The organism is Pseudomonas sp. Tul2A7, from assembly GCF_054790505.1.
Map to the genome: position 1 here is coordinate 381,309 of NZ_CP186499.1, position 12,991 is coordinate 394,299.

Annotated in this window: 3 protein-coding genes; 2 read left to right on the forward strand and 1 reads right to left on the reverse strand. The window is 61.4% G+C overall.

The window, feature by feature from the left end; translation table 11 throughout:
• Window positions 1–172: 172 nt before the first annotated feature.
• Window positions 173–8,776, reverse strand: a complete 8,604-nt coding sequence (locus ACOYXJ_RS01815; RefSeq protein ID WP_460367595.1) for a retention module-containing protein — start codon at window positions 8,774–8,776, stop codon at window positions 173–175.
• Between the two features lie 532 nt (window positions 8,777–9,308).
• Between ACOYXJ_RS01815 and ACOYXJ_RS01820 the strand changes: the two genes are divergently transcribed.
• Both ACOYXJ_RS01820 and ACOYXJ_RS01825 read left to right on the forward strand, forming a co-directional pair.
• Window positions 9,309–10,667, forward strand: a complete 1,359-nt coding sequence (locus ACOYXJ_RS01820; protein WP_095119045.1) for a TolC family outer membrane protein — start codon at window positions 9,309–9,311, stop codon at window positions 10,665–10,667.
• Between the two features lie 156 nt (window positions 10,668–10,823).
• On the forward strand, window positions 10,824–12,983 hold the full coding sequence (locus tag ACOYXJ_RS01825) for a type I secretion system permease/ATPase (RefSeq protein ID WP_095119046.1): 2,160 nt from the start codon (window positions 10,824–10,826) through the stop codon (window positions 12,981–12,983).
• Window positions 12,984–12,991: the final 8 nt, after the last annotated feature.

The following is a 12,991-nucleotide window of genomic DNA, read 5'->3' on the forward strand; positions in this document are numbered from 1 at the left end:
GCCCGCTCCCACAGGGATCTGCACCGATCACAAAGCCCTGTTACAACGCCGGAACCTGTGGGATCGAGCCAGCTCGCGAAGACTGACGAAAGAGCAACACCAAACCTCCAGGCAGAAAAAACCCGCCGCCCCGGTTGAACGGGGCGGCGGGTTTTGTCGTTTCAGGCGTCGTTTACACCGTGTCCACCTTCAACGAATGATCATTCAGCATCCCGCTGATGATCGTCGCCGTGTCATGCCCACCGGCAACCACGCCGCCCGCCCCCGGCGTCACGCCGTAGTGGCTGGCCAGATTGACGCCGGCCAGATCAATCGTCTGGTTCGGCGTAGCACCGGCCATGGCGCTGACGTCGATGCTGGTGAGGACCGAGGCGCCGCTGCCGCTGACAGTGAAGTGCAGATAGTCATCCAGTGACGCTGTGGTGCCGTTTTCGCCCTGCAGCAGTTGCGACAGGTCGAGCTTGTCGGTGCCGGGGGTGAAGTCGGTGATCAGGTCGTGGCCGCTGTTGCCCTTGAGCCACTGGAAGGTATCGGCCCCTGAGCCACCGGTCATGGTGTTGTTGCCCATGCCGCCAATCAGCAGGTCGTCGCCACCGCCACCGTTGAGGATGTCGTTGCCGAGGCCACCGTTGATCACGTTGTTATTGTTATCGCCGGTGAGGGTGTCATTGAAGTTCGAGCCGACGAGGTTTTCGATGCCGGTCAACGTATCGGTGCCGGCGCCAAGGGTGTTTTGCGCACCGAGCAGGCCGAGGTTGACCGTGACCCCGGCCGTGGCGTGGGCGTAGCTGGCGGTGTCGCTGCCAGTACCGCCGTCGAGCAAATCGTTGCCCGGGCCGCTGTAGAGCAAGTCGTTACCGGCACCGCCGTGCAGCTCGTTGTTGCCTGAGCCTGCGGTGAGCACATCGTTGCCGTCGCCGGCGTTGATAATGTTGTCGCCGCTGCCAGCCACCAGCACGTCATCCCCCGAGGTGCCGGTGAGGGTGTGGCCGTCCTGATAGCTGATGCTGACGTTGGCGGTGTCGCTGCCGCCGTGGTTGTCGTTGGCGGTGTAGCTGCCGTGGAAGTCCGGGGTGATGTCGTGGGCCCCGGCGTAGTTGAGGGTCATGGTCAGCTGATAGTTTTCCGCTGCGTTGGGGTTACCGCCGCCGCTGGGATTGGCGATGTTGGTGATGTGGATCTGATAGACGCCATCGGCTGAAGCGGTGAGGGTTTGCCCGTCCGCCAGGGTTGTGTAGGCGCCACCGTTGATCGAGTACTCCATGGTGACGTGACCGGCCGCCAGGTTGTGATCCAGATTGAGGGTTTCGCCCTGGCGCAGGTTGACGGTGATGCGGTCTTCATCGTTGGCGTTGCTGTTGGTCACCGCACCGAGATAGCCACTGACCACCAGCACGGCGGTCATGGTCGCGGCGTTGGCACTGAAAGAATTACGCACGTTGGCCAGGTTCTGGTTGGCGGCGGTGTTGACGTTGGTGCCGGTGAAGTTGATCGCACCGGTGCCGGTGAAGTCCGCCGCTTTCGAGATCCAGCCGGTGTTGAAACTGGTGGGCGTGGCGTTGAGCGTGTCGCCATTGGGGTCGGTGTCATTGGCCAGCAACAGCTCGCCCGGCACCACAATGTTGCCCGACAGCACGTTAGTGATGACGTGATCGTCAACCGCCACCGGCGGCGCGTTGGGAATGACTTTCACGGTCAGCGTCGAACTGGCGAGGTCGCCGTCGTTGTCGCTGACGGTGAAGCCGATGTTCTCGGTGATGACCACAGCGGTGGTTTTCTGCGAGGTGTAGGTGTAGTCGCCGCTGTCGAGGTTGATCACCAATGTGCCGCCGTTATTGGTGGCAATGCTCAGCGTGTTGTTGGCGGTGTTGAAGGTGCCGTGATTGATGCCGCCGCTTGGCGTCAGCGAGCCCTGGCCGCTGAGGGCTTTTGGATCGTAGGTGTAAGTGGTGCCGTCAATCACGATGGATTTGATGAAGCCGCCATCGGCGCCGAAGGTACCGCCCTCGCCCAGCAGCGAACCAGTGACCGGCGCGCCCTGTACGGTGCCGGACAGCACCGAGTTGAGTTGATTGAGATCGGTGACCACCACCGCGTTGGTGTTGGTGTGGCTGATGCCGTCATACGCCAGCGGGTCGAGGTTGGCGTTGCTCACGCCGCTGCCGAGGCCGATCGCGTAGTTCTTGATGTTGTTGGCATCGAGAAAGTTTTTCAGCGCGGCTTCATCAGCGGCGTTGATGTCGCCTTCGTTGGGTTTGCCGTCCGAGAAGAAGTAACCGACGTTCTGCGCCCCGGTGAGTTTGCCCGAGGTGTTGAACGCGGTTTGCATCACCGCGACAGCGGCGTCGTAGTTGGTGCCGCCGCCTGCCGTCAGTCCGGCGAGAATGGTTTTCGCGGTCGCGACATCGACCCATACCGACGTTCTGTCAGTGGCGTTGCTGCTGAAGGTGACGAGCTGGACTTTGACATCGCCGAGGTCGTCGTACTTGTCGAGCAAGGCGCTGATCGCCTGCTTGGCCAGGTCCAGCCGCGACAGGCCCGGCACACCCGAGGCGTCGGCCATACTGCCGGAGATGTCGAGGACGATAAGCAGGTTGGAATCGATCTCCACCGCCGCCACCGAACGATCCGACGCCACGGCTTTTGGTACGTCATCGACGATGTTGACCACGAGGGTACTGGTGGTGCTGTTGCCCAGTGCATCGGTGGCTTTGTAGGTGAAACTTTCGCTGAGGGTGTTCGCCCCGTCGTTGGCGCCCGGCGAGGTTTTCGGTGCCGAGGTCAGCGTGTAGGTGTAGGTGCCATCGGCATTGAGCTGAATCTGCCCATAGCTGCCGGTGGCGCTGCCGACCAGGGTGTAGGTGATCGCGCCTGTGCCGCCGGTGACCGCGCCAACCAGCGTGCCGGTGGCGGTTTCGCCGGTGTTGCTCGGATCGCTGCCGATGACCGTACCGGGGGCCAGATCCGCGCCGTCCTTGCTCAGGTCGAGGGCTTTTTCATACACCGTCACGTCCTGATCGACCGAGGCCACCAGTTTGCTGTCGGCGACGTTGATGGTGATGGTCGTGGTGCTTTCGTCGCCGTCGCTGTCGCGGATGGTGTAGGTGAAGGTGTCGGTGGCGCCCGGTGGGCTCACCGAGTTCGGGTTGCTGTGGTAAACGGCATTGCCCGCCGCATCGAGGGTCAGGTAACCGAAGTTGCCATTGATGTTGCTGTTGAGGCCGCCGATGGCCGAAGTGCCGGTGTTGCTGCCGGCGCGCACGCCGATCACTGTGGCCGCGCCATCGGCACCGCTGATGTCGTTGCCCAGCACGCTGACGTTGACTGTACCGCCCTCGGCCACCGAGCCGGTGTCGGGTTTGGCGGTCGGCAGATCGTCGATGATGTTGACATTGATCTGGCCGTTGGCGGTGCTGCCATCGGTATCCGTCGCCACCACGTTGAAATTCTCGGTGAGGCTGTTGGCGCCGTTGGCGTTCGGGTGAGTTTCGTTGTCGACCAAGGTGTAGCTGTAACTGACCACACCGGTGGCCGGGTTGTAACCGGTGACGGTGAAGGTGCTGCCCAGCGGCGAGACGACCGATTGCGGGAATCCTGCGGCAACACCGTTGGTGACCACGGCGATGCCGCCCACAGTAAGGGTTTGCAGGCCATCGAGCGCAGTGACGGTGAAGGTGCCGCTCTGGGTCAGCGCCGAGGCATTGGGGCTGGTGCCATCGCTGAGGTTTTTCTCGTAGACGCTGAGTTCGCCGCCATTGACGTCGAGGCCGTTGAGCACCACCGGATCGTCGTTGTTGTGGATATTCAGCACCAGGTTGGCAGTGCTGGTGTCGCCGTCGGCATCGGTCAGGGTGTAGGTGAACGTCTCAGTGCCGTTGCCGCCGCCGTGCAGATTTTTGAAGTCGGCATCGTTGGCGTTCAGCGTGTAGGTGTACGTGCCGTTGGCGTTGAGCACCAGCGTGCCGTAAGTACCGGTGAAGGTGCCGGCGGTGATCGGCCCGGCATTCGGTCCGGTTGCGACCACATCGGCGCCTTGCACATCGTTGGTCAGCACATTGCCGGTCAGGGTCAGCTGGGTTTCCGAGGCGCTGTTGGCGTTGCTGTCGTTCACAGCTTTTGGCACGTCATCGACGATGCTCACAACGATGGTGCTGGTGACGATGTTGCCCAGTGAATCGGTGGCCTGATAGGTGAAGGTTTCGCTCAGGCTGTTGGCGCCGTCGTCGGCATGCGGCGTGGTGCTTGCCGGCGAGGTCAGCGTGTAGGTGTACGTGCCGTTGGGGTTGAGAACGATCTGCCCGTAGTTGCCGGTGGCGCTGCCGACCAAGGCATAACTGATTGCACCGACCGCACCAGCGACCGAACCGACCAAGGTGCCGGACGCGGTTTCGCCGGGGTTGCTCGGGTCGCTGCCGGTGACCGTGCCGGCGGCCAGATCCGCGCCGTCCTTGGTCAGGTCGAGGGCTTTTTCGTAGACGGTGACGTCGGTGTCGCTGGTCGCGCACAGCTTGCTGTTGGCGACATCAATGGTGATGGTGGTGGTGCTTTCATCACCGTCGGAATCGCGCACGGTGTAGGTGAACACATCCACCGCGCCCGGGCCGTTCACGACGTTGGGATTGCTGTGGTAGACGGCGTTGCCGTTGGCGTCCAGGGTCAGGTAGCCGTAGGTGCCGTTGATGTTGCTGTTGAGGCCGCCGATGGCCGAGGTCGAAGTGTCGGCGCCGGCGCGCACGCCGACCACCGCACCGGTTACGGCCGGGCCGTCGGCGCCACCAATGTCGTTGTTCAGCACGTTGCCGCTGACCGTGCCGCCCTCCGCCACCGATGCGGCATCAGGATGGGCGCTGGGCAAATCATCGACGATGTTGACGTTGATCTGACCGTTGGCCGTGCTGCCATCGGTGTCTGTGGCGACGACGTTGAAGTTCTCGGTGATGCTGTTGGCGCCGTTGGCGTTCGGATGGGTTTCGTTATCGACCAGGGTGTAGCTGTAACTCACCACACCGGTAGCAGGGTTATAGCCGGTGATGGTCAACGTGCTGCCGAGTGGCGTGACGATCGATTGCGGGAATCCTGCGGCCACGCCACCGGTGACCACGTTGATGCCGCCCACGGTCAGGGTTTGCAGACCATCGAGGGCAGTCACGGTAAAGGTGCCGCTCTGGGTCAGCGCCGGGGTGTTTGGGCTGGTGCCGTCGCTGAGGTTTTTCTCATAGACGGTGAGTTCGCCGCCATTGACGTCGAGGCCGTTGAGGTAGACCTGATCGTCATTGTTGTGGATGTTCAGCAGCAGATTCGCGGTGCTGGTATCGCCATCGGAATCGGTGATGGTGTAGGCGAAGGTTTCCGTGCCGTTGCCGCCACCGTGGAGGTTTTTGAAGTCGGCGTCGTTGGTGTTCAGCGTGTAGGTATACGTGCCGTTGGCATTGAGGACCAAGGTGCCGTAAGTCCCGGTGAAAGTGCCCGGAGTGACGGGCCCGGTCGGTACGCGATCGGCACCTTGCACGTCGTTGGTCAGGACGTTGCCGGTCAGCGTCAACAGGGTTTCCGACGCAGTGCCGGCGTTGCTGTCATCCACGGCTTTTGGCAGGTCGTCGACGATGTTCACGTCGAGGGTGGCGTTGGCGGTGGTGCCGTTGTCATCGACCACGGTGACGGCAAACTGCTCGGGCAGATTGTTCGCGCCGTTGGCGGCTGGATGCGTTTCGTTGTCGACCAGGGTGTAGCTGTAGCTGACCACGCCGGTGGCGGCGTTGAAACCGGTGATGGTCAGTGTGCTGCCCAGCGGTGTGGTGACCGATTGTGGAAAACCTGCGGCCACACCGTTGGTCACGACGGCGATGCCACCGACGGTCAGCGTGGTGACGCCATCGAGTGCTGTGATGGTGAACGTGCCGCTCTGGGTCAGCGCAGTGGAGTCCGGCGCACTGCCGTCGCTGAGGTTTTTTTCGTTAACAGTGAGTTCGCCGCCATTCACGTCGAGGCCGTTGATGATCACCGGATCGTCGTTGTTGTGGATCTGCAGGACAAGGTTGGCGGTGCTGGTGTCACCGTCCGAATCAGTGATGGTGTAGGCGAAGGTTTCCGTGCCGTTGCCGCCACCGTGGAGGTTTTTGAAGTCGGCGTCGTTGGTGTTCAGCGTGTAGGTATACGTGCCGTTGGCGTTGAGCACCAAGGTGCCGTAAGTCCCGGTGAAAGTGCCCGGAGTGACGGGCCCGGTCGGTACGCGATCGGCACCTTGCACGTCGTTGGTCAGGACGTTGCCGGTCAGCGTCAACAGGGTTTCCGACGCAGTGCCGGCGTTGCTGTCATCCACGGCTTTTGGCAGGTCGTCGACGATGTTCACGTCGAGGGTGGCGTTGGCGGTGGTGCCGTTGTCATCGACCACGGTGACGGCAAACTGCTCGGGCAGATTGTTCGCGCCGTTGGCGATTGGATGCGCTTCGTTGTCGATCAGGGTGTAGCTGTAGCTGACCACGCCGGTGGCGGCGTTGAAACTGGTGATGGTCAGTGTGCTGCCCAGCGGAGTGGTGACCGATTGTGGGAAACCTGCGGCCACACCGTTGGTGACGACGGCGATGCCACCGACGGTCAGCGTGGTGACGCCATCGAGTGCTGTGATGGTGAACGTGCCGCTTTGCGTCAGCGCAGTGGAATCCGGCGCACTGCCGTCGCTGAGGTTTTTTTCGTTAACAGTGAGTTCGCCGCCATTCACGTCGAGGCCGTTGATGATCACCGGATCGTCGTTGTTGTGGATCTGCAGGACAAGGTTGGCGGTGCTGGTGTCACCGTCCGAATCAGTGATGGTGTAGGCGAAGGTTTCTGTGCCGTTGCCGCCGCCATGGATGTTTTTGAAGTCGGCGTCGTTGGTGTTCAAGGTGTAGGTGTAAGTGCCGTTGGCGTTGAGGACCAGCGTGCCGTAAGTCCCGGTGAAGGTGCCGGCCGTAACGGGTCCTGTTGGTACGCGATCGGCACCTTGCACGTCGTTGGTCAGCACGTTGCCGGTCAGTGTCAGTTGCGTTTCAGACGCCGTGCCATTGCTGTCATCAAAGGCTTTGGGTACGTCGTCGGTGATGTTCACGTCGAGCGTGCCGTTGGCAGTGGTGCCGTTATCGTCGACCACGGTGACGGCGAATTGCTCTGGCAGATTGTTCGCGCCGTTGGCGGTGGGATGCGCTTCGTTGTCGACCAGGGTGTAGCTGTAACTAACCACGCCGGTGGTGGCGTTGAAACCGGTGATCGTCAGCGTGCTGCCCAAGGGTGTGGTGATTGATTGCGGGAATCCTGCGGCCACGCCGTTGGTGACCACGGCGATGCCGCCGACAGTCAGCGTTGTGACGCCATCGAGTGCGGTGATGGTGAACGTACCGTTCTGCGTCAGCGCGGTGGAATCCGGCGCACTGCCGTCGCCGAGATTTTTCTCGTAGACCGTCAGCTCCCCGCCTTCAACGTTCAAGCCGTTGGTGACCACCGGATCGTCATTGTTGTGGATCTGCAGGACGAGGTTGGCAGTGCTGGTATCGCCATCGGAATCGGTGATGGTGTAAGCGAAGGTTTCCGTGCCGTTACCACCACCGTGCAGGTTTTTGAAGTCGGCATCGCTGGTGTTCAGCGTGTAGGTGTACGTGCCGTTGGCGTTCAGCACCAAAGTGCCGTAAGTGCCGGTGAAAGTGCCTGGGGTGACGGGCCCGGTGGGCACGCGATCAGCCCCTTGCACATCGTTGGTCAACACATTGCCGGTCAGTGTCAGCTGCGTTTCAGACGCCGTGCCATTGTTGTCATCAAAGGCTTTTGGCACATCGTCGGTGATGTTGACGTCGAGCGTGCCGGTCGCAGTGTCGCCATTGCTGTCGCCGGCAATCACGGTGAACTGTTCGCTGAGATTGTTCACGCCGTCGCCGGCCGCATGAGTTTCGTTGCCGTTGAGGGTGTAGCTGTAGCTGACAACGCCAGTCGCCGGGTTGTAGCCAGTGATGGTCAGGGTGTTGCCCAGTTGCGAGGTGATCGATTGCGGGAAGCCGATCGGCACACCGCCAACGATAACGTTGATGCCGCCGATGCTCAGGCTGGTCAGACCATCCGGTGCCGACACGGTGAAACTGCCACTTTGCGTCAGTGCTCCGGGGTTGGCCGACGAACCGTCAGGCAGATTGGCTTCATTGACGTTGAGTTCGCCGCCCGCCACATTCAGACCGGTGAGTGTCACCGGATTGTTCACCGGTGGCGGCACCACCACAGCCGGGCTGTCATCGCCGTTGTCGATCACCGCGTTGTGGCGTTCTTCAGGGAATTCAGGAATACCGCCGAACCCGGCGGTGGGAAAACCGATGATCGGATCGACGCGTCCGCCAACCTCCGTCAGCAGGACAAAACTGTGGCCGCCGCCCGCCTCTCCCGGTGCGCCGCCCGGGGCATTCGGACCGGCCGCGGTGGCTTCAGCGGTTTTGCTCGGGTCGTCACCGGCGGCGATGGCTTTCTGGATCTGCTCGACGTCAGTCAATTGCGCGTCGCTCGGGGTCACGGCCTCCGCGGCATTGACATGCGCCGCCTGACCCGCCAGCAGTTCACCGGTCATGGTCATGCTGCTGCCGCGTCCGAGGGTCAGTTCCTGGCCGTTTTGCAGATGAACGGCGACGGCGCCTTCTGCGCCGGTGATCAGTTGATCGCCGGCAAACAGGCGATCCCCCTCAACCAGTGCGCGTTTGGTACCGTCGGCTGACTGGGCGAAAACCTGGCCAATGACTTTAGTGACTGTGCCGATGAGCGTTGCCATGTGAAATCCTCCGCTGCCGACCACCGTCGGCACTGGTAAGCGAAGCAGCCCATGGCTCAACCGGGTTGTTGGAGGCGACGCTCGCACCTTCAACAGTTCGTTTCGCAGGCGGCCTCTTTCGGAAACATCAGTGCTATCAAGCACTTCCACATCCTGATCAAAGCCATACGCCCACTAACGCTACGTAACGCTGATGAATCACTCGAGTGACAAAAATCTGTCACCCATCAGCCGCTACGCGTCCCTCCCCTTCAGCAGTACTTCGCCGTATGTCGCAAAGTGAGTGGAACTTTCCTCAAGCCTTTTTGCGCTCCCTAAAGCGCATAAAACAAAGGCTTTCGTGCTGAACAATGTGCCGGTTTTTACAAAGCGCATAAGTTTTTTTCGGCATAAGCCTTATGAAAATTTTTTCTTAGCTACGCTTCAGGATGTTCTTAGCTCTGTTGTTACAAGAGTGAAACGCATACACCTAAAAATATCGTCAAATATTTGGCGACAGTAACACACCATCAGGACTCAGGGAGATGCACCCATGCGCGTTCTAACCCCCCTCTGCAGCGCGGTTTTGCTGGCCATGGCTTGCACTTCTCAAGCCCAGGCCATGAACCTCACCGAGGCGATTCAAAGCACGATCGCCACTCACCCGGAACTGGCCTCGCGCGTGGACGCCCGCCTGTCGGCTGATGAACAAGTCAAAGTGGCCAAGGGCGGCTTCTATCCGTCCGTCGATTTGAACGCCGCGTATGGCCGTGGCTACAGCGACAACACCAACACAAGGGCCTTCGGCAATCACCACACCGAAATCCTCAATTACACCCAGTCCGAACTGCGTCTGCGGCAGATGCTGTTCGACGGTTTCAACACCGCCAACGAAGTCGAGCGCACCAAAGGCGTGTCCAATTCGCGTGCGTATTACGCGCAAGGTACCGCCCAGGATCTGGCCCTGCGCACCATCGAGGTCTACCTCGAAGTGCTCAAGCGTCGCGAACTGGTGACCCTGGCCAAGAACAACCTGCAGGCGCATTTGCGCGTCAACGATCAGATCGGCCTGCGCACCGAGCGTGGCGTCGGCAGTACCGCTGACTCGGATCAATCGGTCGCGCGTAAGGCCTTGGCGCAGAACAACCTCGACACCGCCGAAGTCGACCTGGCCGATGCCGAATCAAACTTCTACAGCGTGGTCGGGCGCATGCCCGATGAGCTGGAAACCCCGGCCTCGACCCGTGGCGAACTGCCGACCGAATTGCGTGAAGCCCAACAGAGCATGGTCGACAACAACCCGTATCTGAAGTCCGCCCAGGCTGACGTGCAATCGGCCGAGAGCCAGTACGAAGTCGCCAAATCGCCGTTCTACCCGCGCTTCGATGCCGAAGCCGCCGTCGGCGCGAACAACAACGTGCAAGGCGATGAAGGCCACGACAACGAATGGCGCGTGGGTGTGGTGATGAACTACAACCTGTTCCGTGGCGGCAGCGACAAGGCCCGCCTGGCCGCCAATGCCCACGACATCAATCAGGCGATGGACATCCGCAACAACGCCCTGCGCCAGCTCAACGAGAACATCCGCCTGGCGTGGAACGCCATGGAAAACGCGAAGAAACAGACCCCGACCGCCCGCGAATATGCCGAAACCACCAAACGCGTACGCGCGGCCTATCAGGATCAGTTCGGCCTCGGCCAACGGACTTTGCTCGACTTGCTCGACAGTGAAAACGAGCTCTACAACGCCAACCGTCGCTACACCGAAATCCGCTACACCGAGGAATATTCGATGTACCGCGTGCTGGCGAACATGGGCCAGTTGCTGAGCAAGCAACGGGTGGTGCTGCCAGCCGATGCGATCGCCGCGACCGAAGTGAAAAACGAAGCGCGCCTGCCCGAACTGAAATAACCAACGCAGGAGTCAGCTTTGCCCTGATCGTTCCCACGCTCCGCGTGGGAATGCAGCCCGTGACGCTCCGTGTCACTGGACGCAGAGCGTCCCTAGAGGCATTCCCACGCAGAGCGTGGGAACGATCAATGAAGCGGTAACAGGGGAGCGATCAATATGACCAGCATGGAACCCGGCCACACCGGGATCGATCCGCGGCTGAGCTTCGATGATCCGTTACTCGACGGTCTGTTGATCCTCTGCAAACTGCATGGCGCGACAGTCAGTCGCGCCAGCCTGAGTGCCGGACTGCCCCTCAACAAACAACGACTGAGCCTCGACCTGCTGCCCCGCGCTGCCGCCCGGGCCGGGTTGCAGGCACGGATTCTGCGCCGCGAGCTGAAAGACATCTCGCCGCTCAACCTGCCGATTCTGCTGCTGCTCAACGACGGTCGCACTGCTGTTTTACGGCGCTTCGGCGACGACGGAAAAGCACTGATCCTGCCCAGCGAAGCCGACGGCGGCGAGCAATGGATCAGCCGCGAAGAGCTCAGCGAGCACTACAGCGGTCAGGCCTTGTTCGCTCGGCCGCGCCATGAACTCGAAGACCTCCGTTCACCGCTGGTGCCACGGGTGCATGCGTGGTTTCGCGACACCCTGAAGCTGTCGAAATGGCTCTACAGCGATGCGATCCTCGCCAGCTTCCTGATCAACTTGCTAGGCCTGATGGTGCCGCTGTTCGTCATGCAAACCTATGACCGCGTGGTGCCGAATCAGGCCACGTCGACCCTGTGGGTGCTGTCGATCGGGTTGCTGATCGGTACCGGCTTCGAACTGGTGCTGCGGGTGGTCCGCGCGCACTTGCTCGACACCGCCGGCAAGAAAACCGATGTGATCCTTTCCGCGACTTTATTTGAACGCATCACCGGCATGTCGATGAAGGCACGGCCGGCGACCATCGGCGGTTTCGCCCAGAGCATTCATGACTTTCAGGGCCTGCGTGAATTTCTCACGGCAGTGACGCTGACCAGCCTGATCGACCTGCCCTTCGTGGTGCTGATGCTGGTGGTGATCGGCCTGCTCGGCGGTTGGCTGGTGGTGATTCCGCTGCTGGCGTTTCCGATCACCATCATCTTCGCGATGATCATTCAGGTACGTCTGCGTGACACCGTGCAAAAGAGCCTGAGCCTCGGCGCTGAACGCCAAGCGGTGCTGATCGAAACCCTCGGAGGCCTGGAAACCCTCAAGGCCTGCAGCGCCGAAAGCGAGCGTCAGCACAAATGGGAAAGCACCCACGGCGCCCTCACCCGCCTCGACAGCCATGCGCGCAATCTGTCGGCGCTGGCCACCAACGGCACGTTGTTCATTCAACAATTCTCGGGGATGGCGACGATTGTCGCCGGGGTTTACAGCATCATTGCCGGCAACCTCAGCGTCGGTGCGCTGGTCGCCAGTTACATGCTCGGCAGCCGTGTACTCGCGCCGCTCGGGCAGATCGCCGGATTGATCACCCGCTATCAGCAAGCGCAACTGACCATGAAAAGCACCGATGCGCTGATGGCCCTGCCGCAGGAACGCGACGGCAAACAGCGGCCGCTGGAACGCACGCAACTGCAAGGTGCGCTGGACGTCAGCGGCGTGACCTTTCATTACAACGGCCAGAATGCCCCGGCGCTGAGCAATGTCAGCTTCAGCCTGAAACCCGGTGAGCGGGTCGGCATCATCGGCCGCAGCGGTTCGGGCAAAAGTACGTTGGCACGATTGGTCATGGGTTTCTATGAACCTGAGGAGGGCCAACTGCTGCTCGATGGCCTCGACCTGAGACAACTCGACGTCGCCGACCTGCGCCAACAGATCGGTTACGTCGCCCACGATCTGCCGCTGCTGGCCGGCAGTTTGCGCGACAACCTCACGCTCGGCGCGCGCTACATCAGCGATTCACGCATGCTCGAAGTGGCCGAACTGACCGGCGTTACCGAACTCGCTCGTCAGCATCCGCAAGGCTTCGATCGGCCCGTGGGCGAGCGCGGGCAATTGCTCTCTGGTGGCCAACGTCAGGCCGTTCTGCTGGCGCGATCGCTGCTGCTCGACCCGCCGATCATGCTGCTCGACGAACCCACCAGTGCCATGGATAACAGCAGCGAGGACTTGCTGCGGCAGAAGCTGCACGGCTGGGTGCAAGGCAAGACGCTGCTGCTGGTCACCCATCGCACCTCGATGCTGAGCCTGGTGGACCGGTTGCTGGTGCTGGACAACGGCCGGGTCGTCGCCGACGGTCCGAAAGAAGCGGTCATCGATGCACTGCGCAAGGGCCGTGTCGGCTCGGCAGCGGTCTAGGAGTTACC

Bases quoted from the DNA above. Each gene is read 5' to 3' on its own strand.
- ACOYXJ_RS01815 (WP_460367595.1), bottom strand. From the start codon at position 8,776: ATGGCAACGCTCATCGGCACAGTCACTAAAGTCATTGGCCAGGTTTTC.
- ACOYXJ_RS01820 (WP_095119045.1), top strand. From the start codon at position 9,309: ATGCGCGTTCTAACCCCCCTCTGCAGCGCGGTTTTGCTGGCCATGGCT.
- ACOYXJ_RS01825 (WP_095119046.1), top strand. From the start codon at position 10,824: ATGACCAGCATGGAACCCGGCCACACCGGGATCGATCCGCGGCTGAGC.